We start from the raw sequence: 23978 nt of genomic DNA on the forward strand, positions 1-23978 counted from the left end.
GCATCCGCATCGACTGATTCACCGACGAATCCACCCCCTCGAAGAAGAGAACTCCGATGCACAACCACGGCCTTGGCGCATGGATGACCACCCGGCGCCAGAAGACTCCCGACAAAACCGCACTGATCTTCGACGGCCAGAGCACGACCTATCGTGAGCTGGCCGATGATACCGACCGCATCTCCGCTGTGCTCGGCCGCCGCGGCATCGGGATCGGCGACCCGGTCGCCTTTCTCGGTGAGAACAGCCCCGAATTCCTGTCGGTCATGTTCGCGTGCGCGCAACTCGGTGCGATCTTCGTGCCCGTCAACACCCGACTTGCACCGCCCGAGGTGACCCACGTGCTCACGGACTCCGGAGCGCGCGCCCTCATCATCGACCCGGCCCTGCACGAGCGGGCTGTTGACGGCATCGCCGCGGCGCACATCAGCCACGTGATCCCGACCGGTGAGGGCACGCCCGAGCGACCCGGACTCTCCCCGCTGCTGCGCGGCACACCGTTCGGGCACGCGGATGCCGCGGTGGGCCACAACGATCCGGCAGCGATCATCTACACCTCGGGCACGACCGGGAAGCCCAAGGGCGCTGTTCTCACGCACGGCAATCTGATCTGGACGGCGATCAACTGCGTCGTCGACTACGACGTGGTCTCGACCGATGTCGCCCTGATGATCTCTCCGTTGTTCCACGTTGCCGCGCTCGGGATGGGGGCGCTGCCGGTCCTGCTCAAGGGCGGGACGATGGTGCTTGAGAAGGGTTTCGAGCCGGGGCGGGCACTCGCTCTCATTCAGGAATATCGCGTGACGATGCTCAGCGGCGTTCCCACGACGTACCAGATGATGGCCGATCATCCCGACTGGGAGAGCGCCGACCTGTCGAGCCTCGCAAAGCTGACGTGCGGTGGCTCGGCCGTGCCGACTCGGATTCTCGATGCCTATGAAACGCGGGGGTTGTCGTTTTCACAGGGCTACGGAATGACCGAGACTTCGCCCGGCGCGACGTCCCTCTCTCCCACGATGACGCGCGCGAAACAGGGCAGCGTCGGACTGCCCCATTTCTTCACCGAGATCCGCATCGCCGACGAGAACGGCGTCATGGTTCCCCGCGGTACGGTCGGCGAGATCGAGGTGTCTGGCCCCAACGTTTTCGCCGGTTACCTGAACCTCCCGGAAGCGACCGCGAAGGCGTTCACCGCCGACGGCTGGTTTCGCTCCGGCGACCTCGGCTACCTCGACCGTGACGGGTACCTCTACATCTCCGACCGGCTCAAGGACATGATCATCTCGGGCGGCGAGAACATCTACCCGGCCGAGGTCGAGAATCACATTTCGAACATCGAGGGTGTCACCGGTGTCGGCGTCGTCGGCATCCCGGATGACCAGTGGGGCGAAGTCCCCTGGGCGATCATCACGGTGAAGGATGGCGTCGAGCTCGACACCGAGACGGTCCGCGCCCACCTAGACCGTAAGCTCGCGCGCTACAAGCTGCCCAAGAACGTCGTCGTCGTCGATGAGCTCCCCCGGACCGCGTCGGGGAAGATCCGCAAGGCAGACCTTCGCGCGCGGTTCGGCACCGGCTGACGGTCTCATCGCCCGACGAATACCTATGCGCTGAGGTATAGTCCGAACTCTATGGGCGATGACCGCGCACCGATGCCACACGCCCGCGTCGCCCTCGTCGTCGCGGTGTGTCTGGTCGCCGTCAATATGCGGCCCACGATCACCTCGGTCGGCCCGCTGCTGGAACAGATCGGTGCCGATACGGGGCTCGGACCGAGTGCCCTGGGCCTGCTGGCCTCCATTCCTCTGGCGACATGGGCGCTCGTCTCGCCGTTCGCCTCGGGCATGAGCCAGCGATTCGGGATGAGCCGCGTCGTGCTCGGGTCTCTGGCGTTGCTCACGGTGGGCACCCTCGTGCGCTCGGTGCCGGGCCCCGCGGCAAGCCTCTGGATCGGCACTGCGGTGATCGGCGTCGCGCTCGCGATCGCCAACGTGCTCATGCCCGCTGTCATCAAGCGCGAGTTCCCCGCGCGGGTCCCCGCGATGATGGCCGTCTACACCGCGCTGCTCGGCGGCGCGGGCGCAGTGGCATCCGGCGTTGCGGTGCCCGTGTCCGAGTGGGGCGCCGGAGTCACGGGCGCGGACGGATGGCGCCTGTCGCTGCTCATCACGGGCGGCATCCTGCTTCCCGTGGCAATCGTGATCTGGCTCGTCGCGATGCGTGGGCGCCGGGACCAGGCAGCGCCCGCCGGCACAGCGGGGCAGTCGCGGGGCATTTGGAGAGACCGAACCGCGTGGGTCGTCGCCGCCTACATGGGATTCCAGTCAGCCACGTTCTACATCCTCGTGACCTGGCTGGCGACGATCGCCGTGTCCACCGGCCGCAGCGCGGTCACCGCGGGGATCGACGTCATGATCTATCAGATGGGCGCCTTGGTCGGCGCCGTCGCAGTGCCCATCGCGCTCCGGGGCGGCGCTGCCCGGTGGGTACCCGCCGTCCTCCCGGTGATCGCCCTGGTAGGACTGACCGGGCTCATCGCCGCTCCCGACGCGATCCTCGGTTGGGTCATCGTCCTCGGCCCCGCCTCGGGCGCCTCGCTCGGCGTCTCCCTCACTCTCATGGCCCAACGCGCCCGCGACCATCATGGTGCGAGCGCGCTCTCGGGCATGGCGCAGTCGGTCGGTTATCTCATGGCGGCGGCGGGTCCGGTGCTGTTCGGCGCGCTTCACAGCGCGACGGATGCGTGGCTGCTGCCGCTCCTGCTGGTCGTGGCGATCCTGATCGGCCAGGGCTGGGCGGGCCTTGCCGCAGGTCGCGAACGCTACGTCCTCGAGCCGCGCTGAGCGGACTCGAGGACGTAGCTCACCCGGTCAGAGCGGGTACTGGCCGGGCTCACGGCGCATCGTGATCCACCGGGTCTCGGTGAACGCGTCGATGTTGGCCTGGACGCCACCGTGGCGGGAGCCGGTGCCGGACGCACCGGTGCCGCCGAACGGCGTGTTCGCCTCGTCGTTGACGGTCTGATCGTTGATGTGCACGATGCCCGTCGGGATCTGCTGCGCGAGGTCCCATCCGGCCAGAGCATCCTTGGTGACAATGCCCAGCGACAGGCCGTAGTCGGTCGCCGACGCGAGCGCGACAGCCTCCTCGTCGGTCGAGAACTTCACGACGGACGCAACAGGCCCGAAGACCTCCTCGCAGTAGGCGGGGGCGTCGGCCGGGGTGTTAGCCAGAACGGTCGGACGGTAGAACAGGTCCTCGTAGGTCCCGCCAGCCCGAAGCTCGGCGCCACCTGCGACAGCATCCATCACGAGCGCGTGCACGCGATCACGCTGGACCTCATCGATGAGCGGCCCGAGGTGGACCTGGCCCGCGGCGGGATCGCCGACGTGCATCGACTCGGCCTTCGCAGCGAGCTTGTCGACATACTCGTCGAAGACGCTCTCGTGCACGATGTGCCGGCCGACGGTCATGCAGATCTGCCCCTGGTGCAGGAACGAGCCCCACGTGGCGAGGTTCACCGCCTGATCGATGTCGGCGTCGTGCCGAATGATGAAGGCCGAGTTCCCACCGAGCTCGAGGTGCGCGCGCTTGAGGTTGCGGCCCGCCTGCTCACCGACAATGCGGCCAGCGCGCGTCGAACCCGTGAAAGCGATCACCCGGACGCGAGGATCTTCGATCATCGCCTGACCGACATCCGCACCGCCCGGCACCAGCTGGAGGAGACCCTTGGGCAGCCCCGCCTCCTCGAAGATGCGAACGAAGGAGACACCGCCGGTGATCACGGTGCGGGGGTCCGGCTTGAGCAGGACGGCGTTGCCGAGCGCGAGAGCCGGGGCAACGGCACGGATGCCGAGGATCAGCGGCACGTTGAACGGTGAGATCACCCCGACCACCCCGACGGGCACCTGCTCGGTCATGGACAGGCGCGGCTCCTCACTGGAGAGCACTGCACCCTTGGGCGCCGAAGGCAACGCCGATGCCTCGTAGCACTCGGCAGCCGTGACGTGAAGCGCGAAACCGGCAAGCGGCGGGATCGCGCCGACCTCGCGCACGTTCCAGCTGCCGACCTCGTCGGCGTACTGCTCCCAGAGCATGCCCGCCTTGCGCAGCACGGCCGCGCGCGCCGGATGCGGCATGGCCGCCCATTCCTTCTGCGCGGCAGCAGCCGATGCGGCAGCTCGCGCGACGTCCCCGGGGCCGGCCATGCCGACCGCGGCGAGGACCTCACCCGTAGCGGGCGCGATCGAGTCGATCTGGCCACCCTCCCCGGCCACCCACTCGCCATCGAGGTAGATCTTGCCGGCGAAGACCGCCGGATCGATCAGAACGTCAGTGTCTTGCGTGATCGTCATGGTTCCTCCGTGATTCGAGTGACGGTACTGATTCAAGTGACGGTACTCGGCGCCGTGCCGAGCATGACTTCAAGCGGGACGAATGATGCTGCCGGTGTCGCTCGCACCGCGAGCGAGCCGCTGAGCGCGACGCCCGACGCTGCTTGACGCCCATCCCGCACGAATGACTCGCATGGCATCTTCGGCCAGCGACCCCCCATCCGTGTAGGGCTCTCGCCAGATTGCCAGCATGTCGGCGACGACCTCGGGAAGGATCGAGCGCGAGAACGCCTCGACTCCCCACCGTCCTTCGTACCCGTCGTCGAGCGCGCCCTGAACGAGCCCGGGGATGTTGACGGCGCCGGTCGACAGCAGCCCTCGGCCCGATTGACCGAGCTCGAGGTACGCGAGCCGCGGCAAGGCGGTGCGGATCGCCTGCGCGGCATCGGCCTCTTCGACGGCCATATGGAACGAATCGAGGTGGATGCGGAGGTGGTCGGAACCGCTGAGCTCCGCGTACTCCATCGCCTGCGCGGCGGTGTTCACCATCGCCGTCTCGTAGCGGTTCACCACCTCGAAGGTCATCGTGATGCCATGCTCGTGAGCGTAGTCGGCGACCTTCCCCACGGATGTCGCGGAACGTTCGCGTGACGCGGCGTCGATCGGAGCCATCGGATGCCCGAACACACCGTAGGGGACACCGTTGAGCTGATCGCCGCCGAGCGCCGCCGTCGCATCGACCATGGCATACAGCGCCGCTTCTCCGGCACGACGTTCGTCAGCATCCGCCGACGACACATCGGCACCGGGCGCTTGCCCGGCGATCGGGATCGGAGTCAGCCCTGCGTCGTCGAATAGACGCCGCAGGGAGGCGAGGTCTGTTGCGGCGGGGTCGAACGGCGCCAGCACGATGCGCCGGTAGCCGGCTTCTGCCGCACGCCGGAGGGCCTGGGGCGTCAGCGGCGAGTCGGGCCCGTCGACCAGGGCGTTGATGTGGCAGCTGACGTCGAGATCCATGACCATCGCTCTAGAAGGTGGGCAGCTCGAACCGCTGCTTGAAGGCCGAGTAGCCGTCGTCGACGTGGACGACGGTGCCGTTGATGACGTTGGCTTCGTCGGAGGCGAGGAATGCGACGACGTTCGCGATCTCCTCCGGTTCGGTCATCTTGTTGCGCATCTGCTCGGAAGCGAAGAGGGACTTCAGCTCATCGGAGAACTGGTTGATGATGGCGGTTCCGACCCGTCCGGGGTGATCGCGACCGCACGGACGCCGTACTCAGCGAGCTCGTACGCGGCCGATCGGGTGAAGGAGATCACGGCGGCCTTCGCGGCGCTGTAGCTGAAGGCGAGCTCGGCGGCCTGCTCCCCGTAGATCGACGAGGTGGAGATGATGACTCCGCCGGTGCCCTGCTTCTTGAACTGACGGCCTGCCGCGAGGATGCCGTAGTAGACGCCGTCCTGGTCGACACGGATCATCGGGTGGTAGTCCACCGCGGGATCGTGATCCAGGAGGGGCTTGCCGCCGGCGATGCCGGCGTTGTTGAAGATGACATCGAGCTTGCCGAACGCGTCGACCGTGCTCTGCACCGCCGCCTCGACCTCTTCGAAGACGGAGACGTTGACACCGACGGCGACAGCCGAGCCCTCGGGCAGTGTGTCCACAACCTCCTGGGCGCGCTGAGCGTTGATGTCGGCGACGGCGACCTTGGCGCCCTCGGCGATGAACTTGTTGACCGTGGCCAGCCCGATACCGCTGGCGCCGCCGGTGATGAGGGCGACCTTGCCTGCCAAACGCATGGTGATGTCTTTCTGTTGTCGTGGTGTGCGGCCCAGCCGCGAGAAGAACGTGGTGCCGGTGGGGGCGGGGCCGCAGCGTTCCCGCCCCCACCGGGGTTTCAGTGGATCAGCCGAGCTTGTCCGACGGGGTGATGTCGGCGGCGTTGGCCTTCGTGACGAGCGTCGTAGCGACCGCCTCGAAGTTCGAGCTCGGCATCGCGCCGCTGTCCAGGTAGGCGACGATGGCGTCAACGACCGATGCGTTGACCATCGGCCAGGGCTGCTCGACCGTCGCGAGCATCGTGCCAGCCTCGATCGCGGCGAGCGCCTCGCTGGTGGCGTCGCAACCGGTGACGACGGCGGACGCGCCGGCCTCGGACACGGCCTGCACGGCGCCGAGTGCGGCGTCATCCCAGCCGACCCACACGGCGTCCAGCCCGTTGGGGTTGGCGGTCAGGTAGTCGGCGACCAGGGCGAGCGCCTCGGTGCGACCCGTGGCGGGCGAGACGACCTGCTGGATCTCGCCGCCGGCGAGAGTCGCGCCTGCGGCCTCGACGGCCTCAGCTGCCAGGCCGGAGCGCATCCGGATGCCGGCGTGAGGGTCGTGGCCGATCACCATGATCGTCTTGCCCTCGAGGCCGCCGATCGCGTCGGAGATTGCGCCCATCGTCTGGTCGACGATGCCCTGCTGGTCGGCCGTGATGTTCAGCGCGAATGCGTCGTTGGGCTCCGTACCGGAGTCGACGGCGAACATGGGGACACCGGCGTCCTTGGCGGCCGTGGAGATCGAGGCGATCGACGCGATGTCGGTGAATCCGTCGAAGACGACGTCGGTACCCTGACCGATGGCGCTCTCAACGGCGGGGTTCATCTTCTGGAAGTCGAAGTCACCCTGGATCATGGTCAGGTCCCAGCCGAGTTCTTCAGCAGTGGCCTCGACATCCTTGACCCACCATGCACCGATCGGCGTCTGGTTTCCGGAGGTGAAGGCGACGACGCGGGGAGGGTCGTTGCTGTCGCCTCCGCCGTTGTCTCCGCCGCCGGACGAACAGCCGGCGAGAGCGAGCGCCGTAACCGCGGTTGCGGCGGCGAATGCCTTGATGGAAGTACGCACGTGTTTACTCCTTTGTGTCATTGCGTTTTCTCTTGTGCTTCCCCCGAAGGGGACCCGAGTCGGGACTCGGAGTCTGAGGGCGCGTAGGTCACGCGCCCGGGATCTCGAAGCGGTGCGTCACCGCTCGCGATGCTTGATGGACGACAGGGTCACCGCGGCGATGATGATGATGCCGGTCACGACCTGCTGGACGTATCCGTTGACGCCGAGGATGTTCAGGCCGTTGCTCATGACGCCGATGATGACGACGCCGATGATCGTGCCGCCGAGGTTTGCCGCACCCGAACGGATGACGGTCATGCCGAGGAACACCGCCGCCACCGAGAACATCATGTTGTCCTCGCCCTGGACGGCACTCGCGCTGCCCAGTCGGGCAGCCAACAGGATGCCGCCGATCGCCGAGACGAAGCCCGCGATGACGAAGGCCAGCATGCGCGAGCGCTGCACGTTGATACCCGACAACCGCGAGACTTCCACGATGCCGCCGATCGCGTGCCACTCGCGTCCCAGCTTCGTGTAGCGAAGCACGAGCCACAGGATCAGGCAGATCACGACGGCGAAATACACCGGGAGAGGGATCTCGAACAGCCTGCCCTGACCAAGCGCGTTGAAGTCGGGCGAGAAGTTGAACAGCGTCGTGCCTTGCGTGACGATGAATGCCAGGCCGACCACCGACGTCATCACCGCCAGCGTCACGATGAACGGTTGCAGATTGAGGTAGGCCACGAAGAGACCGTTGACCAGCCCGATGAGGGCGCCGATGATGAGCCCCAGCGCGATGGCGGCGGGGATAGGCATCCCGCCGAGCATGCAGGCAGCAGCCGTCGCGCCCGCGAGGGCTGAGGTCGCGCCAACCGAGAGGTCAAAGTCACCGACGACCATCACGACGGTCTGGGCGCCGGCGATGATCGCGAGGATCGAGACCTGGTAGAGGATGTTCCTCACGTTCACGAACGACAAGAAGACGTCGGGACGCATGAGGAAGAAGAAGAGGACGAGCACGATCAGGGCGGCGATGGTGCCCCCTGAAGGAGTCTGTTCCCGAGGTTTGACGCGTGTCCGACCATCACCGAGGTCGTGGTCGGAGCCTTCTGTTCGCCGTTGGATGTCATTTCTCTGTCTTCCCGTAGCAGTAGGAGAGGAGCAGTTCTTCGTCGGCCTTGTCGGCCGCGACTTCTCCCGAAATCTCGCCTTCGTGCATGATGATGATCCGATCGCTCATTCCGATCAGCTCCGGCAGTTCGGAGCTGATCGCGATGATCGCCGTTCCCTCCGCGGCCAGCTGCCGGATCAGACGGTAGATCTCCGCCTTTGTGCCGACGTCGATGCCGCGTGTGGGCTCGTCCATGAGGAGCACCTTCGGCTTGCGAGCCAGCATCTTGGCGAGGACGACCTTCTGCTGGTTGCCGCCGGAGAGCTCACCGACGTATTGCCGCGGACCCCGCGTCTTGATCTTCAGATCCGCGATACCGCGCTTGGTGATCGTGGAGATCTTCGCGCCCGACACGACACCGCCCGAGCTGACGGTCGGGAGGTTGGCTGCGGCGATGTTGTCTTGAATCGAGGCGCCGAGAATAACGCCCTGACTGCGGCGTTCCTCCGGAACAAGGGCGATGCCTTCGGCCAGCGCCCGGCCGACGCCAGGCGATGCGGGAAGGGTGACCTCGCCGACGGTGATCTCACCGTTTACATGCTTCTGGGCTCCGGCGAGAATGCGCAGCAACTCGCTGCGCCCCGAACCGGCGAGACCGCCGATGCCCAGGACCTCACCCTTGCGGGCTACGAGGGACACGTTCTTCACGCGGCGCCCATTGACCCCAGACACGGTCAGAGCGACCTCATCCGTTGCCGTACCGCGGGCCGGGTAGAGCTCATTGGCGTTGCGGCCGACCATGAGAGAGATGACCTCGTCGATGTGGGTGTCAGCCACGGCCTTGGTGACGATGGTCGTCCCGTTCCGCATGATCGTGAGGCGATCGCACAGCTCGAAGACCTCCTCGAGGCGGTGTGAGACATAGACGATCGCGACGCCGCGCGCTCGCAGTGCACGCAGCACCGTGAACAGCTCGACGATCTCCGTGTCGGTCAGGGATGCGGTGGGCTCATCCAGAATGAGCACCTTGGCATCCAAGGCGAGGGCCCGCGCAAAGGCGACCATCGTCTGCTGGACCGGGGAGAGGTCGGCGGCGAGGGCGTCGACCGAGATGTTCCGCTGGTTCATCCCGTCCAGCTGCGCTCGCGCCTGCTGCTTCAGAGTCCGCCACTGCACGATGCCTGCACGGCTCGGGCTCTTTTCGCCGAGCAGAATGTTCTCGGCGACGCTGAGAGTCGGAATGATCGAGAGCTCTTGGTAGAGCGCGACCACACCCTGGTGATTGGCTTCGCGGACGTTCTCGAACCGAACCGGCGATCCAGAACGGTAGATCGTCCCGGAGTCGGGCTGATAGACCCCGGTCAGGATCTTGATGAGCGTGGACTTGCCCGCGCCGTTCTCGCCGAGGAGCGCGTGGATCTCCCCCGGACGAACCGAGAACCGCGCGTTCTCCAGCGCGTGGACGCCATCGAACCGCTTCACGATCTCGGTTGCCGAGAGCGCTGCGGTGACCTCTTCCTTCGCCTGCTCCTGCGAACCCGTCACGTCGGTCATTGGGACTCCTCGAAGCGGTTGCAGCGGATGACGACCTTCGGATGCGCACCGCTGACATGAACCGCGAAAGCCTCGGACGCGTCATCCAGATCGAAGACCGCTGCCGTCAGCTCGTCCACGTCCAGATGCGGCAGGATCTGCAGCGCCCTCGGGAAAGCGTAGGGCGAGACGAACACGCCGGTGAGCGTGAGCTCCTTCAGGTACAGGTAGTCCGACAGGTTCAGCGGCATCTCGAACTGCGCGGGGTACATCGCGCCGTAGACGACGGTCCCTCCCTTGGCGGCAATATCGAGGATGCCTTTCACGGCGCGCGTCGAGCCGGAGGCATCGATCACGACGTCGTAGCCTCGGCCATCGGTGATCTCATCCGTTCGGGCGAACTGATCCTCGCTGACCGGATCGATGACGAACTCAGCGCCGTGGCGCGTAGCCATCTCGCGACGCTCGGCGATCGGCTCGATCATCGTGAGCGAGGTCGCGCCGTACATCCGCATGACCTGCAGCGTGAGCTGACCGATGGGTCCGCCACCCACGATCGCAACCCGATCACCGACGCGAACACGAGTCTTGTCGGCGATGCGTACCGCGACCGAGGTCGGCTCGAGGAGGCATCCCTTCAGGAGCGAAACGTAGTCGGGGAGCTTGTAGAGCTGGGACTCGTGCCACGTGATGGTCTCGGCCATCCCGGGCCGGTTGTACTCCTGGATGTGCTCGCAGAACTGCTGCTTGCCCTCTTGGCAGGGGCGGCATGTTCCACAGAAGCGCAGGAAGTTGCCGGCTACCCGGTCACCGACCTGCAGCCCGTTGCGGTGCGCGCGGTCACCGAGGGCCTCGACGACGCCGGACAGCTCGTGGCCGAGGCCGATCGGGACATCAGTGCCGAAGTAGCCCTCCGCCAGGTGCGGGTCCGAGCCGCAGATAGCGGAGTAGGCGACCCGCACGCGGACGTCCTCGGGGCCGAGCGGCTGCTCGGGGAAGTCGACAACCTCGACGCGGCCGCGAGCTTTCTCGTCGGGGTCGCGCAGGCTCCCGATGCGGGTGACGGCTACGGTCTTCATTCGTCTCTCCGGTGAGTAAATGACAGGGGGTGATGGGCTGCTTGCCTGCTACCCGGCAGCGAGCGCGCGGCGCAGGGCCGACACCGTCGCCGAGAGGCCGTACCCGTGCTTGTCGCGCAGTTGCTCATCCTCACCGAAGCCGGCGTAGACCTGCGGGATGCCCAGGCGCTCGAAGGCCGTCAGATGGATGCCGCGGTCGGCCACGACATCGGCAACACGCGAGGCGAGTCCGCCATAGGCGAGGTGATCTTCGAGCACGACGAAGCGGCCGCCGGTCTCCTCGGCGCACTGCGCGATCAGGTCAGCGTCGATCGGCTTAAGCGTGAACATGTCCACGACGCGCACGGAGGCGCCCTCGCGCTCGAGCTCGTCGGCCGCATCCAGCGCCTGGGCGACCGTTGTCCCGTGGGTGAACAGGGTGACATCCGTGCCTTGGCGCGCGACGATGCCCTTGCCGATCCGGATGTCGTGTTGACCGGGCTCGTAGAGCACCTTGTCTTTCTTGCCGACGGCCAGACGGATATAGAGAGGTCCCTGCATCGCCATGGACTGGCGCAGGATCTCGCCGACCATGAGCGGGTCACCGATCGAGGTGACAGTCATGTTCGTCAGCGCGCACATGAGGGCGAGGTCCTCGACGGCGTAGTGGGTCGAGCCGCCGTTGCCGACAAGCCCGCCGTGGGTGCCGATGATCTTGACCGGGAGGTTCGGGTAGCAGACGTCGGTGCGGATCTGCTCGAGCGCGCGCATACTCAGGAACGGGAGCATCCCGGAGACGACGGGGATGTTTCCGTCGTAGGCAAGACCCGCGGCGATGCCGACGCTGGACTGCTCGGCGAGACCCACATCGAGGAAGCGCTCGGGGTACTTGTCGCGGAACTCGACGAGCGTCGCGCCGATGTCGGGGGTGACGACCCAGAGGTTCTCGTGGGTCTCACCGAGCTCGGCGAGGGTCGATCCGATGACCGATCGGGCTCCGAGGAACTCACCGAAGGTGAAGGTGACAGGCATCAGACGTTCTCCTTCGTGCGGGTTGCTTCCAAAGCGGCGAGCGCGCGCTCCAGGTCTGCGGCACCGAGCGAGCCGGCGTGCCAGGCGAGGTTGTGCTCCATGAAGTCGACGCCCTTCCCCTTGACGGTCTCGGCGACGATGACGGTCGGCTTGTCACTGTCGGTGGGAGGGAGGCTGTCGATCGCCTCGACGAGGGCCCGCATGTCGTGTCCGTCGACGTGGATGACGTTCCATCCGAATGCCGCCCACTTGTCGGTGTAGGGCTCCAGCGTGACCCGCTCCTCATCGAAGCTCGTCATGAGCTGACGGTTGCGGTCGATGACGGCGACCAGGTTGCCGAGCTTGTTCGAGCTCGCGACGAGCGCCGACTCCCAGACCGAGCCTTCGCCCGTCTCGCCGTCACCCATCAACGTCACGACACGATGCGTGGCGCCGCGACCACGCGCGCCCATCGCCATTCCGACGGCGAGCGGAAGACCGTGACCGAGGGACCCGGTGGATGCCTCGACGCCGGGAAGCTGCACCTTGCACGGGTGCATGCCGTAGGCGCTGTCGAGCTGGCCGTACGTGTCCACGATGCCGTCGTAGGAGAAGAAGCCCTTGATCGCCATGGCGATGTACATGGCCACCGCTGCGTGCCCCTTGCTGAGGACGAACCGATCGCGGGTGGGGTTGGCGAGGTTGGTGGGGTCGACATTCAGTCCGTACTCGAACAGCGCGGTGAAGATGTCGGCGGACGACAGATCACCGCCGATGTGCACCGCTCCCTCGTACGTGCCACACAGGTTCAGGAGCTTCTGCCGAAGCTCGAAAGCGAGATCCTCGAGTTCCTCGACGCTCCGACGCTCCTGCGCTACAGGGGACGTTCGACCCATCACATGCCTCCTCATCGATGACAGGAGAGCGACGGACCGCGGGGGTCATCATCGACTCTCGTTCGGGTGTCGCCACCGGCTCAACCGGAGCGACGCGAGTGACGCTAACACAAACTCATTTACAAGTAAACAGGAATGCACCTAAACTCGATTCAGCGCCACCAGGCACCAGACGCCGCGCTCTTCGGAGGGCTCGCTGAGGGTGCACACGTCGATTCGGGCCGGAAACGGGTCCCGACGATCGTGGGCGCAGGACAATGGACTCGCGCGCCGCCCGGCGCGGGGCGGGTGCTGCGGCATCCGAATCAGGGAAGACAACACACAGAGAGGTGCAGGATGTCTGACACGTTGACGCAGGCTGGTGTACGGACCGGATTGTTTATCGGGGGGACCGAGCGGTTCACCGATGAGACGCTGAAGATCGCGGACCCGGGCAAGCCGGGTGTTGTGGTCGGTGAGGCTGCGGCTGCTTCGCAGCAGGATGTCGCGGACGCGGTGACCGCGGCGAAGGAGGCTTTCCCGGCGTGGGCGGCTCTGGGCGCGAAAGAGCGTGCCCGGTTGATGGCTGAGGCGATCGCGGGGATCGCGGATGACCGTGACGAGGACGCGGCGATCCTCTCGCAGGAAAACGGCAAGGTCCGGTTCGAAGCGTGGGTTGACGCTTTGGTGTTCGAGATCCGCTGGAACCTGGCGCTGATGCTCGCTGACGAGGTCGACACCGACCACACCCTCCCGGCGGTGCCCGGAGCGATCCCGGTGGACACGACCGTGGCTTACCAGCCGTTGGGTGTGACCACGATCATCGTGCCCTTCAACTGGCCGATCGCGATCCTGGGCGCAGCCCTCCCCCACGCGCTGCTGGCGGGGAACACCGCGATCGTCAAGCCCCCGCTGACGGCGCCTCTTGCCACCGCGAAGCTCGTGCAGCGGGTGGCCGAGAAGCTCCCGCCCGGGGTGCTGAACATCGTCACCGGCAAGGACGAGAACATGTCGGGGCTGATCCAGAACACCGACATCGCGAAGGTTTGCTTCACCGGTTCGGTAAACGGCGGGAAGCGGATGATGGAGATGGCCTCCAAGACCCTGACCCGGGTCACCCTGGAGCTCGGCGGCAACGACGCGGCGATCGTCCTCGAAGACGCCGTCATCGACGACACCCACCTGGACCGCCTCTACGCGGCCATCTACGACACCACCGGGCAGATCTGCATGAACGCGAAGCGCGTCTACGTGCACCGCTCCCGGATGGACGAGGTCGTCGCCGGCCTGTCCGCACGTCTGGAGAAGGCTGTCATCGGGTACGGGCTGGACGAGGGCACCACCATGGGGCCGCTGCACTCCTCGGCGCAGAAGGCGTTCGTGGAAGAACTCATCCAGGAAGCCAAGGAGGCCGGCGCCGACGTCCGCGAATTCGGACAGCTCCCCGGCGGGGACCTGGCCGGCGGCAACTTCATGCGCCCCGCGATCGTGGTCGACCCCGACCCGAACCTGCGTGTGGTCACCATGGAACAGTTCGGCCCCGTGATCCCCGTCCTCCCCTTCGACACCGAAGAGGAAGCCATCCGCATGGCCAACGACACCTGGGCGGGCCTGTGCGGGTCGGTGTGGACCGACAGCCCCGAGGCCGCCAAGCGCGTCGGCGGCGCACTCGAGTGCGGGTACGTCTGGGTCAACGACCACGGCGCCACCCGCCTCGACCTGCGCGCACCCTTCGGCGGCATGAAGCAGTCCGGCATCGGACGCGAGCAGGGTATCGAAGGCGTCCGCGCCTTCCAAGACACCCGCTCCATCGCTTTCATCGACCCGGAAGCACTCGCGGCGATGGCTCACTAAGCCTCGATCCACCGATGGACGGGGCGTTGAGCGAGCGTCGTGACGTAGAAATGCCCCTCTGATCAGGAAGAATAGAGCTTGCTTAGGGTTCTGTTCGTCTGGTCGGAGAGGCATCTCGTAGATGCAATTCAAGCACGCCCCCGCCGCAGTGTCTGCGGTGTTCGATGATCCGAATCTCGTGTCGGCCGCGGGGCTGGTGCCGATGCTCCGCCTGGCGCGTTCCGCGGGGTTGGACGAGCTCGCGCGTGAGCGGTTGAGCGTCCCGACGGATAAGGGCGCCAACGCGGGTGCGAAGGTGATGGCACTGGTCGCGGGCATGCTCGCCGGGGCGGACTCGATCGACGACATGAACCTGCTCCGCCATGGCGGAATGGGCCGGTTGTTCGACCGGACGTATGCGCCGTCGACGCTCGGGTCGTTCCTGCGGGAGTTCCGGTTCGGACACGTCCGCCAGCTCGACGCCGTCGCCTCCCGGGTGTTCGCGAATCTCGCTGTCGACGCGCCGCTGCTCCGAGCAGGCGATGGCGAGCGGGTGATGGTGGATCTGGACGACACCATCATCGAGGTCCACGGATACCAGAAGCAGGGCGCCGGTTTCGGGTACTCCGGCGTCCGGGGCTGAACGCCCTCCTCGCCACGGCATCGACCACCTCGTCGGCGCCGGTGATCCTGGCCCAGCGGTTGCGGCAGGGGAAGACCGGGTCCCCGAAGGGGGCCGCGCGGATCGTCGGCGATGCTCTCGCCACCCTGCGCCGCACCCGCGCCGCGACCGGGGCCAGGCCGTTGCTGCGGGCGGACTCCGCGTTCTACGGACACGCGACCGTCGGCACCGCGATCAAGGCGGGCGCCGACGTGTCGGTGACCGTGAGGATGGACCCGGCGGTGAAGGCCGCGATCGCGACCATCCCGGATGATGCGTGGGAGATGATCGAGTACACCGACGCGATCCGTGACGAGACCACCGGGCAGCTGATCTCCAAAGCCGAGGTCGCCGAGGTCCCGTTCACCGCGTTCCGCTCGAGGAAGAAGGCGGAACAGGTCGCCGGACGGTTGGTGGTGCGGCGCATCCCCGATCTGAACCCGAGACAGGTGGAGCAGCCGACCCTGTTCGACGTCTACCGGCATCACGCGTTCTTCACCACCACAGCGAAGGAGGTGATGGACACGGTGGCCGCGGACAAGACCCACCGCGGTCACGCGATCATCGAGCAGGTCCACGCCGACCTCAAAGCGGGGCCGCTCGCGCACCTGCCCTCCGGGTGTTCACCGCGAACAGCGCCTGGCTCGTCATCGCCGTGATCGCATTCAACCTCACCCGCGCTGCCGGTCTCGTCGCCGACCGAGCGGGACGGCTCGCGAGAGCAACGACCGCGACGATCCGCCGCACCCTGATCCACGTCCCCGCACGGCTGGCGCGCTCCGCGCGCCGAATCACGCTGCACCTGCCCGAGGCCTGGCCATGGCAGACCGCGTTCGACCGGCTCTTCACAGCCACGCACGCGCCACCGCCAACGGTGACCACCTGACCATCGCCGCAACGCGGCACGACCGAGGACCAAGTGGACGACCGGGATGCGACGCCCGGAACTCAACCCTGCCCTCGACGCGTCACCGCGCCCCGATCATGCCGCCCCGGCACACCCACGGCTCATCGGTGGATCGAGGCTAAGGGCCACTTCTCTCAGATCGGGGTCGGGCACATTCTCTCGCCCGGCCCCGATCGTCCACTACTGTCACTCACATCAGATCCCCGACGCGCGAAGGACCACATGGACCGGCTCGATCAACGCATCCAGTGGGAACCGCTGCAGCACACCGTCGACCCCGATAACTTCACACCGCGCCTGCTTGCATTGCTCTCGAATGCGCTCGTGTGGCGCGAGTCGAACGAGCTGCGCCGCCGATTCGGACTCGGCACGAACGATTGGCGTGTGATCTCTGTCCTCGCACTGAACCCCGGATTCTCGGCGACGGAAGTGTCGGAGTTCATCGGGGTCAACAAGGCCGTGGTCTCCAAGAGCGTGAACACGCTCGTGGGTCGCGGCCTGATCGTCCTGATGGATGGACCCCGGGGGTCCCGGCCCATGTATCTGACCACCGAGGGTGTGCAGATGCACGACGACATGCTGCCGATCTCGATGAGGGGCCAGGACATCGTTCTGGCACACCTCACCCCGGATGAGATCACGAGCCTCAACACGCTGCTGCAGCGGATGCTGGTCGACGCGCGGGAACTTCAGATCCTCGAGAACGAAACCGCGGCAAGCCAAGCACGCTGATCACGTACGCAAGGAGGAGGGGAGATCCGAGAATTCGCCGGATCTCCCCTCCTCCTCTGCTTGCCTCTAGACATTGCCTATGCCCATAGGTAAAATCGGCGCATACTGCAATGACGCACTCCTGGCAGCGGAAAGGACCCCTCGCCATGGCCAACCCCAAAACATCGACGTCGACCGAATCGGCCAAGCGCCTCGTCGAGGGCTACTCGCTTGAGATCACCGGCAAGGAGAAGGATGTCGTCGGCCTGACCGAAGCCGCCTCTCTCATCCCTGCCGGCACGAAGGTCAACGTCACCTTCCTCGGCAACGAAGACCTGCCGATGCGGGTTTCGGCGGCCAAGGCCGTCAAGGAGCTCGGGTTCGTCCCCGTCCCCCACATCTCCGCGCGCCGCATCGCATCCCAGGCTCAGCTCGAAGAGTTCCTCAGTGCCCTCGCCGAGATCGGCGCGACCGAGCACGTGTTCGCCGTCGGCGGCGACCCGGCCACGCCCGAGGGGCCCTACCCGGACGCGCTCACCATGATCCGCTCTGGCGTGCTGCAGCAGTATGGCGTGAAGGAGGTGTCGATCGCCGGCTACCCCGAGGGCCACCCCGACATCGCCACCGACGTGCTGTGGCAGCACCTCGAGGACAAGTCCGCCGCGCTGAAGGATGCCGGACTGGACGCCGTCATCCTGACGCAGTTCAGCTTCGACACCGATCCGGTGATGGCCTGGATCAAGGGAGTTCGCGACCGGGGCATCGACACGCAGATCCGCCTGGGCACCCCCGGTCCCGCCGGCATCAAGCGCCTCATCTCGTTCGCCTCCCGTTTCGGTGTGGGCGCCAACGCGATGATCGTCAAGAAGTACGGCTTCTCGCTGACCAACCTCATGGGTTCGGCCGGTCCCGACACGTTCGTCACCGACCTGGCTGGCATGTTCGACGCCGACCCCTCGGTCGGTGCGGTAAAGCTGCACATGTACACGTTCGGTGGCCTCGAGGCTACGGCGACGTGGGCTCGCGACTTCATCGCCAAGTGACCGGGAAGGATCTGACGCCATGACGGTACACAACGAAGCGCTGCGCGATCACGCCTGCCTCATCGTCCACGGGCCCGATCAGCCCGGCCTCGTGGCAGCGGTCACGGGACTGATCACCCGCCACAAGGCGAACATCGTGAGCCTGGATCAGTACTCCGACAACCCCGAGGGGGGCGCGTTCTTCCAGCGCGTCGTCTTCCACCGGCCGGAGCTGACGGCGGCGTTCGACGAGATCGAGAGCGACATCGCCGAGACCCTCAAGCCGTACGGGATGACCTGGCGCCTGACAGACCAGTCGATCCCGAAGCGGATGGCGGTGCTGGCCTCGACATCCGACCACTGCCTGCTGGATCTGCTGTGGCGCCACCGCCGCGGCGAGCTTCCGGTGTCGATCCCCATGGTGATCTCGAATCACACCAACATGGTCGAGGACGTCCGGAGCTTCGGAATCCCGTTCTTCCACGTGCCTTCGCAGGGGCCCGACAAGTCGGCCGCCGAAGCCGAGATCGTGAAGCTGCTCTCGGGGAACGTCGACTTCGTCGTTCTCGCCCGCTACATGCAGATCCTCAGCGACAACTTCATCCAGGATGTCGCCGTCCCGGTCATCAACATCCACCACTCGTTCCTGCCCGCCTTCATCGGCGCGGGGCCCTACCGCAAGGCCAAGGAACGTGGCGTGAAGCTCATCGGCGCGACCAGCCACTACGTGACGAAGGACCTCGACGAGGGCCCCATCATCGAGCAGGACGTCGTGCGCGTGACCCACGCCGACTCCGCCGCCGACCTGCAGCGCCGCGGCGCCGACGTCGAGCGGGCCGTGCTCTCGCGCGCCGTGCTTTGGCACGCGCAAGACCGCGTCATCCGCAACGGCAACCACACCGTCGTCTTCTAACTCCGACCATCACCACCCCATAGAAAGGTTCATCGTGGCACCTCAGAATCTGCAGCAGGTCATCGACGCGGCGGGCTCGCCCGTCGAGTTGCTGCGCAACTCCCAGATCGGCTCGTACATCTACCCGGTCGTCCCCGCCGACTTCACCAACTGGATCAAGGAGCAGAAGGCGTGGCGTGACACCGCCGTGCTCTACGACCAGTCGCACCACATGGACAACGTGTTCCTGAAGGGCTCGGATGCCATCAAGCTGATCTCCGACACCGCGATCAACTCGGTCGCGAAATTCCCCGTCAACAAGGCCAAGCAGTACGTCCCCACGACCGCGTCGGGCCACGTGATCGGCGACGGCATCCTCTTCCGCGAGGCCGAGGACGAGTACGTGTACGTCGGTCGCGCCCCCGCGTCGAACTGGCTCATGTTCCACGGCGAGACCGGCGGCTACGCGAACCTCGATGTCGAGGTCGACCGTCGCTCGAACTCGCGCCCCTACGGTGACGCGGTCGCACGCAAGTACTACCGCTTCCAGATCCAGGGCCCCAACGCCTGGGCCGTGATCGAGAAGCTCAACGGCGGTCCGCTCGAGAAGCTCGGCTTCTTCAACATGTCGGAGATGAAGATCGGCGGCATGAACGTCCGCACTCTCCGTCACGGTATGGCCGGCGCCCCGGGCCTCGAGATCTGGGGACCCTACGCCGATCACCACAAGATCCGCGACATCATCGTCGAGGCCGGCGCCGAGTTCGGGCTGCTGCCCGTGGGCTCGCGCGCCTACCCGTCGAACACGCTCGAGTCGGGCTGGATCCCCTCGCCGCTTCCCGCCATCTACACCGGCGCCGAAGAGCAGGCGTACCGCAACTGGCTGCCGGCGAACTCGTACGAGGCCACCGGCACCCTAGCCGGATCCTTCGTGTCCGAGAACATCGAGGACTACTACCTGACCCCCTGGGAGCTGGGCTACGGCTCGTTCGTGAAGTTCGACCATGACTTCATCGGTCGCGACGCGCTCGAGAAGATGGACCCCGCCGCGCAGCGCAAGAAGGTCACCCTCGCGTGGAACGCCGACGACCTCGGCAAGGTCTGGACGTCGCTGCTGAACGTCGACGGCCCGAACTACAAGTTCTTCGACCTGCCGCTGGCCAACTACGGCTCGGCCAACTACGACGCCGTCGTGGATGCCGATGGCACGGTCGTCGGCTACTCGATGTTCACCGGCTACTCCTCGAACGAGCGCCGCGGCCTGTCGCTGGCCACCGTGTCGCCCGATGTCCCCGAGGGCACCGAGCTGCGCGTGGTCTGGGGCGAGCCGAACGGTGGCTCGAAGAAGGCCTCCGTCGAGCCGCACGAGCAGACCGACGTGCGCGTCGTCGTCAGCCCCGTGCCGTACTCGACCGTCGCCCGCCAGACCTACCAGGGCGGATGGCGCACCGGCTACCAGAACGACTGATCAGCCCGTAACCCGCGAGACTGCATCCTGCCCGCGAGACAGCACACGCAACACGCTGTCTCGCGGCGCGGAGGCAGTCTCGCGGCGTATCGGTAGCATCACGGGAGCGGATTCGACCGGAAGGAGTGGCCCGATGAGCCTTCGCTACGCGCTGCTCGCGCTGTTGCGGGTCGGACCGCTGTCGGGGTACGAGCTGGCAAAGCAGTTCACCCAGTCCGTCGGCCACGTCTGGCATGCGCCGGACTCGCAGATCTATCCCGAGCTGCGCAAGATGGAAGCCGACGGCCTGGTCGAGGCCGAGGAGCAGGCGCGCGGCGAGCGCGGCACTCGTCGCATGTATCACGTCACGGATGCCGGAAACCAGGCGTTCCTCGACTGGATGGCTTCACCTCTCGAGTACCAGCGCGTACGCGACCCTGCCCACTTGCGCGCCGCGTACTTGGAGTCGGCATCACCGGATGCTGCGCGGGCGTTCTTCCTCCGCCACATCGAACAGTGGGAGGGCGAACTGGCCCAGTGGGAGGGCGAGATCCGCAAGATCGATCTCATCGATCCCCCAAACCCCATGCTCGAGCGCCGTCTGAAGGCCTCCCCTGTCGACGAACACGAACGCATCGTCGCGTACAAGCACTTCACCTACGAGGGACTCGTCGAGCGCGCGAAGGGTGAGATCGCCTGGGCCCAGCGCGGTCTGGCGCTGGTCGACAAGCTCGACCCCAGCGAGTGAGCGCCGTCGCGTCTCGGTGCGCGACTCAGTGCACGGCCTCCATGAGATCGGCTCCCAGGACACGGAACGCGTCGTGCACGCGAAGCCGGTCAAGCGGGGTCTCTTCCGCGAACTGAACGATCATCGCGTAGGCGACTCCTGCTCGCGTCCCGGCAAGAACCCCCGCTTCAGCCCGGATGCCGCGGTCGCGTCCGGTCTTGTTCACCAGCAGCAACTGGTCGGCGCTGCCCCCGTGGGCCAGGGGATCGAGGCCTGTCGCGCCGGCGGCCAGGCCGAGGTCCGTGTTCAGTGCAAGCCAGCCGATGACCTGCGCGCTCACCGACGCCGACACCGCTCGACCGTTCGCGAGCGCCGAGAACAACGACGTGAGCTCGCGGGTCGTGGATAGCGCGAGGTGAGGAGCATCATCGGGCCCCCGGTCTTCGCGAACACGGTCGAGCAGCGCAGTTCGGGTGAGTCCGAGGTGCTGAATCCGCTCTCGCACGGGGTCCAGTCCCACGAGGTCGATGAGCGCATTGGTCGCGAGCGGATCCGCTGCCGCAGCCGTCAGCACAGCCAGATCGCACACCGCGAGGTCCTCGGTCGCAAAGTGGCGCCAGAGCCCAGCCGAGATGTGCTGCTCCCGGGGTGGACGCGAAACCGTCTCCGTATGATCCAGTCGGCCCGCCTCCAGCGCCGCCGAGGTCTCGACCAGCAGCGGAACGATGCCGAGCTGAGCGACCGGGAGGGTGATGAAGGCATCCCCAGCACGAGGTCTGACCCGCGATCAAGATCGGTGACGCACACCGAGACGCGGCCGCCGGTGCTCGCGATCTCTTCGAGCGCGTGCATCGTCGCGGCGAAGGAAGGCGCGCGGCCAGACGCCTGACGTGACCGTCGCGAATCCGCGCGATGATCCGCGCGCGACGTGCGGGGTGGTGTGCCCACCGTGGGATCCTTCCCGTGTTCGGGTGGGGGGATTCTAGGTGATCAACCTCACCAGATGGTGACGCGCTCGGCGGGGTCGAGCCACAGCTCGTCAGCCTCGGTCACCTCGAAGGCGTCATAGAAGGCATCCACGTTGCGCACGATCTGATTGCAGCGGAACTCGTTCGGCGAATGCGGGTCGATCGTGAGCAGCCGGATGGTCTCGGCATCTCGGCCCTTCTGCTGCCAGATCTGACCCCAGCTCAGCAGGAGGCGCTGGATGCCGGTGTATCCGTCGATGACCGGTGCCGGTTCACCGTCGAGGGAGATCTCGTACGCCTTGATCGCGATGCCGAGGCCGCCGAGGTCGCCGATGTTCTCACCGATCGTGAGGGCGCCGTTGACGTGGTGTTTCTCGTCGAGGCCGCGCGGGGTGAGCGCGTCGTACTGCTCGATCAGACTCTTGGTGCGCTGCTCGAAGGCCGCGCGATCGTCTTCTGTCCACCAGTCCCGTAGCGAACCGTCGCCGTCGAAGCGGCTCCCCTGGTCGTCGAAGCCGTGACCGATCTCGTGGCCGATCACCGCTCCGATGCCGCCATAGTTCGCGGCAGGGTCGCGGTCCACGTCGAAGAACGGGTACTGCAGGATCGCCGCGGGGAAGACGATCTCGTTCATCAGCGGGTTGTAATACGCGTTGACGGTCTGTGGCGTCATGAACCACTCGTCACGGTCGATCGGCTGCCCCACCTTCGCGAGTTGACGGTCGTGCTCGACCCGGTGCGAGCGGCGTGCGTTGCCGACGAGATCAGTGGCGTCGATCTCGAGCGCGGAGTAGTCCTTCCACGTCACCGGGTACCCGATCTTCGGGGTGAAGGCGTCGAGCTTGGCCAGGGCGCGTTCCCGCGTCTCGGGGCTCATCCATTCGAGGGCACGGATGCTGCGCCGATACGCCTCGATGAGGTTCGCGACCAGTTCGTCCATCGCGTCCTTCGCGGCGGGCGGAAAGTGTCGCTCGACGTAGACGCGGCCGACGGCTTCGCCCATCGCGCCTTCGACGAGGCTGACCCCGCGCTTCCAGCGCTCCCGGATCGTCGGCACACCCGTGAGCTGGGTCCCGTAGAAGCTGAAGTTCTCGGCGATGAACTCGTCCGACAGCAGCGGGGCAGCTCCCCGGATGACGGCGAATCGCAGCCACGCCTTCCAGTCCTCCAGTCGCCCGGCACTCAGCAGGCCGCCGAGCGACTCGATGAAGCTCGGCTGGTAGACGACGACCTCGTCGAAGGCCGTCTCCTTCCCGGGAGCCAGCGCCGACAGCCACGGCGCGAGGTCGAGACCGGCCATCTCCAGAACCTGCGTCCACGTCCGCAGGTTGTACGTTGCCACAGCATCCCGACTGCGCACGTTGTCCCAGTGGTGCGAGGCGAGCTCGGTCTCGAGGGCAACGATGCGGTCGGCATCCGTTGCGGCGTCCGTCACGCCGGCGAGGGTCAGCATCCGTTCGATGTGCGCACGGAACTCGCGGCGTGTCTCATCGAAGTTCTCGAGCCGGTAGTAGCTCTCGTCGGGAAGCGACAGCCCGCCCTGCACGATGAAGGGAACATAACGCTCAGGGTTTCCGGGGTCCGGCTCGACGTAGAGGCCGAACAGCCCCGACACGCCATCGCGCTCGAGAGAACCGAGCGTCGTCAACAGCTCGGGAATCGATGAGATCGCGTCGACGGCCGCGAGCTGACTGGCGATCGGCGTCGCCCCGAGCGCCGCGATGCGCTCGGTGTCCATGAAGCTCGTGTACAGATCGCCGATCTTGCGGGTCTCGGTGCCGGGCTCGGCATCCGTGCTCTCCTCGATGATCGCGCGCACATCCTTCTCGGCCTGCTCGGCGATGAGGTGGAACGACCCCCAGCGAGCCTTGTCGTCCGGAATCTCCGTCCGATCCAGCCACGCGCCGTTGACGTGGCGGAAGAGGTCGTCTTGCGGGCGGATGTCGGCAGAAAGCTCTTCCAGCGGGAGGCCAGAGACGGTCGCGTCGGTCATGTCCTCCAGAATAAGCACGTCGG

General features: G+C 66.4%; 19 protein-coding genes and 2 pseudogenes. 10 read left to right on the forward strand and 11 right to left on the reverse strand.

All coding sequences use genetic code 11. The annotated features are described in order from the left end of the window. The first annotated feature begins 56 nt into the window (after positions 1–56). Entirely contained in the window at positions 57–1580 is a 1524-nt protein-coding gene (gene menE / locus IT882_RS14730) for an o-succinylbenzoate--CoA ligase (RefSeq protein WP_195692466.1), read from the forward strand. Positions 1581–1631: 51 nt separating this feature from the next. Further along, the gene (locus tag IT882_RS14735) at positions 1632–2843 is read left to right on the forward strand and encodes a CynX/NimT family MFS transporter (RefSeq protein ID WP_229382166.1); all 1212 of its coding nucleotides are present in this window, start codon (positions 1632–1634) and stop codon (positions 2841–2843) included. Positions 2844–2870: 27 nt separating this feature from the next. On the opposite strand, the gene IT882_RS14740 is transcribed toward IT882_RS14735, so the two are convergent. The 9 genes and pseudogenes from IT882_RS14740 to IT882_RS14780 form a co-directional block, all read right to left on the reverse strand. Then, positions 2871–4355, reverse strand: a complete 1485-nt coding sequence (locus IT882_RS14740) for an aldehyde dehydrogenase family protein (RefSeq protein WP_195692467.1) — start codon at positions 4353–4355, stop codon at positions 2871–2873. A gap of 69 nt (positions 4356–4424) precedes the next feature. Further along, positions 4425–5351, reverse strand: a complete 927-nt coding sequence (locus IT882_RS14745; protein WP_195692468.1) for a sugar phosphate isomerase/epimerase family protein — start codon at positions 5349–5351, stop codon at positions 4425–4427. Positions 5352–5361: 10 nt separating this feature from the next. Further along, positions 5362–6131 (reverse strand): annotated as a pseudogene (locus tag IT882_RS14750) (SDR family NAD(P)-dependent oxidoreductase). A gap of 106 nt (positions 6132–6237) precedes the next feature. Further along, entirely contained in the window at positions 6238–7224 is a 987-nt protein-coding gene (locus IT882_RS14755) for a sugar ABC transporter substrate-binding protein (RefSeq protein ID WP_195692469.1), read from the reverse strand. Positions 7225–7341: 117 nt separating this feature from the next. After that, entirely contained in the window at positions 7342–8226 is an 885-nt protein-coding gene (locus IT882_RS14760; protein ID WP_195692470.1) for an ABC transporter permease, read from the reverse strand. A gap of 106 nt (positions 8227–8332) precedes the next feature. After that, positions 8333–9871 carry a sugar ABC transporter ATP-binding protein gene (locus tag IT882_RS14765; protein WP_195692471.1) on the reverse strand — a complete coding sequence of 513 codons (1539 nt, stop codon included), beginning with the start codon at positions 9869–9871 and terminating at the stop codon, positions 8333–8335. Further along, the gene (locus IT882_RS14770) at positions 9868–10929 is read right to left on the reverse strand and encodes a zinc-dependent alcohol dehydrogenase (protein WP_195692472.1); all 1062 of its coding nucleotides are present in this window, start codon (positions 10927–10929) and stop codon (positions 9868–9870) included. Before IT882_RS14770 ends, IT882_RS14765 begins: the two co-directional genes overlap by 4 nt. A 48-nt stretch (positions 10930–10977) precedes the next feature. After that, a complete protein-coding gene (locus IT882_RS14775) occupies positions 10978–11940 on the reverse strand; it encodes a transketolase family protein (RefSeq protein ID WP_195692473.1) in 963 nt (320 codons plus the stop codon). Further along, positions 11940–12815: a transketolase gene (locus IT882_RS14780; protein ID WP_195692474.1), complete on the reverse strand. Its 876-nt coding sequence runs from the start codon at positions 12813–12815 to the stop codon at positions 11940–11942. Before IT882_RS14780 ends, IT882_RS14775 begins: the two co-directional genes overlap by 1 nt. A 336-nt stretch (positions 12816–13151) precedes the next feature. Between IT882_RS14780 and IT882_RS14785 the strand changes: the two genes are divergently transcribed. From IT882_RS14785 to IT882_RS14815, 7 genes and pseudogenes are all read left to right on the forward strand, one after another. Next, entirely contained in the window at positions 13152–14648 is a 1497-nt protein-coding gene (locus IT882_RS14785) for an aldehyde dehydrogenase family protein (RefSeq protein ID WP_195692475.1), read from the forward strand. A 121-nt stretch (positions 14649–14769) separates the two neighbouring features. Then, positions 14770–16174 (forward strand): annotated as a pseudogene (locus IT882_RS14790) (IS1380 family transposase). 243 nt (positions 16175–16417) lie between these two features. Further along, complete coding sequence (locus IT882_RS14795; protein WP_195692476.1) at positions 16418–16927, forward strand: MarR family winged helix-turn-helix transcriptional regulator; 510 nt, start codon at positions 16418–16420, stop codon at positions 16925–16927. A 146-nt stretch (positions 16928–17073) separates the two neighbouring features. Further along, on the forward strand, positions 17074–17949 hold the full coding sequence (locus IT882_RS14800) for a methylenetetrahydrofolate reductase (protein ID WP_195692477.1): 876 nt from the start codon (positions 17074–17076) through the stop codon (positions 17947–17949). A gap of 19 nt (positions 17950–17968) precedes the next feature. Next, the gene (gene purU, locus IT882_RS14805) at positions 17969–18841 is read left to right on the forward strand and encodes a formyltetrahydrofolate deformylase (RefSeq protein WP_195692478.1); all 873 of its coding nucleotides are present in this window, start codon (positions 17969–17971) and stop codon (positions 18839–18841) included. A 34-nt stretch (positions 18842–18875) separates the two neighbouring features. Next, positions 18876–20288 (forward strand): vanillate/3-O-methylgallate O-demethylase, encoded by a 1413-nt coding sequence (gene ligM / locus IT882_RS14810; protein ID WP_195692479.1) that lies wholly within the window; start codon positions 18876–18878, stop codon positions 20286–20288. Positions 20289–20421: 133 nt separating this feature from the next. Next, positions 20422–21015 carry a PadR family transcriptional regulator gene (locus IT882_RS14815; protein WP_195692480.1) on the forward strand — a complete coding sequence of 198 codons (594 nt, stop codon included), beginning with the start codon at positions 20422–20424 and terminating at the stop codon, positions 21013–21015. Between the two features lie 25 nt (positions 21016–21040). Here the strand turns inward: IT882_RS14815 and IT882_RS14820 are convergent, their stop codons facing one another. Further along, positions 21041–21748 carry a serine hydrolase gene (locus IT882_RS14820; protein WP_324253949.1) on the reverse strand — a complete coding sequence of 236 codons (708 nt, stop codon included), beginning with the start codon at positions 21746–21748 and terminating at the stop codon, positions 21041–21043. On the opposite strand from IT882_RS14820, the gene IT882_RS16755 reads away from it, so the two are divergent. Further along, on the forward strand, positions 21665–21883 hold the full coding sequence (locus IT882_RS16755) for a hypothetical protein (protein ID WP_229382168.1): 219 nt from the start codon (positions 21665–21667) through the stop codon (positions 21881–21883). The two genes, IT882_RS14820 and IT882_RS16755, sit on opposite strands and share 84 nt — an antisense overlap. Before the next feature lie 107 nt (positions 21884–21990). Here IT882_RS16755 and IT882_RS14825 read toward each other — a convergent pair whose 3' ends face one another. Next, on the reverse strand, positions 21991–23955 hold the full coding sequence (locus tag IT882_RS14825) for a M13 family metallopeptidase (protein ID WP_195692481.1): 1965 nt from the start codon (positions 23953–23955) through the stop codon (positions 21991–21993). Between the last annotated feature and the right edge of the window lie 23 nt (positions 23956–23978).

It is taken from the genome of Microbacterium schleiferi, from assembly GCF_015565955.1.
Lineage (GTDB): Bacteria > Actinomycetota > Actinomycetes > Actinomycetales > Microbacteriaceae > Microbacterium > Microbacterium schleiferi_A.

Coding starts and splice junctions, on each gene's coding strand:
- menE (WP_195692466.1), top strand. CDS start 57: ATGCACAACCACGGCCTTGGCGCATGGATGACCACCCGGCGCCAGAAG.
- IT882_RS14735 (WP_229382166.1), top strand. CDS start 1,632: ATGGGCGATGACCGCGCACCGATGCCACACGCCCGCGTCGCCCTCGTC.
- IT882_RS14740 (WP_195692467.1), bottom strand. CDS start 4,355: ATGACGATCACGCAAGACACTGACGTTCTGATCGATCCGGCGGTCTTC.
- IT882_RS14745 (WP_195692468.1), bottom strand. CDS start 5,351: ATGGATCTCGACGTCAGCTGCCACATCAACGCCCTGGTCGACGGGCCC.
- IT882_RS14765 (WP_195692471.1), bottom strand. CDS start 9,871: ATGACCGACGTGACGGGTTCGCAGGAGCAGGCGAAGGAAGAGGTCACC.
- IT882_RS14770 (WP_195692472.1), bottom strand. CDS start 10,929: ATGAAGACCGTAGCCGTCACCCGCATCGGGAGCCTGCGCGACCCCGAC.
- IT882_RS14775 (WP_195692473.1), bottom strand. CDS start 11,940: ATGCCTGTCACCTTCACCTTCGGTGAGTTCCTCGGAGCCCGATCGGTC.
- IT882_RS14780 (WP_195692474.1), bottom strand. CDS start 12,815: ATGGGTCGAACGTCCCCTGTAGCGCAGGAGCGTCGGAGCGTCGAGGAA.
- IT882_RS14785 (WP_195692475.1), top strand. CDS start 13,152: ATGTCTGACACGTTGACGCAGGCTGGTGTACGGACCGGATTGTTTATC.
- IT882_RS14795 (WP_195692476.1), top strand. CDS start 16,418: ATGGACCGGCTCGATCAACGCATCCAGTGGGAACCGCTGCAGCACACC.
- IT882_RS14800 (WP_195692477.1), top strand. CDS start 17,074: ATGGCCAACCCCAAAACATCGACGTCGACCGAATCGGCCAAGCGCCTC.
- purU (WP_195692478.1), top strand. CDS start 17,969: ATGACGGTACACAACGAAGCGCTGCGCGATCACGCCTGCCTCATCGTC.
- IT882_RS14815 (WP_195692480.1), top strand. CDS start 20,422: ATGAGCCTTCGCTACGCGCTGCTCGCGCTGTTGCGGGTCGGACCGCTG.
- IT882_RS16755 (WP_229382168.1), top strand. CDS start 21,665: ATGATCCAGTCGGCCCGCCTCCAGCGCCGCCGAGGTCTCGACCAGCAG.
- IT882_RS14825 (WP_195692481.1), bottom strand. CDS start 23,955: ATGACCGACGCGACCGTCTCTGGCCTCCCGCTGGAAGAGCTTTCTGCC.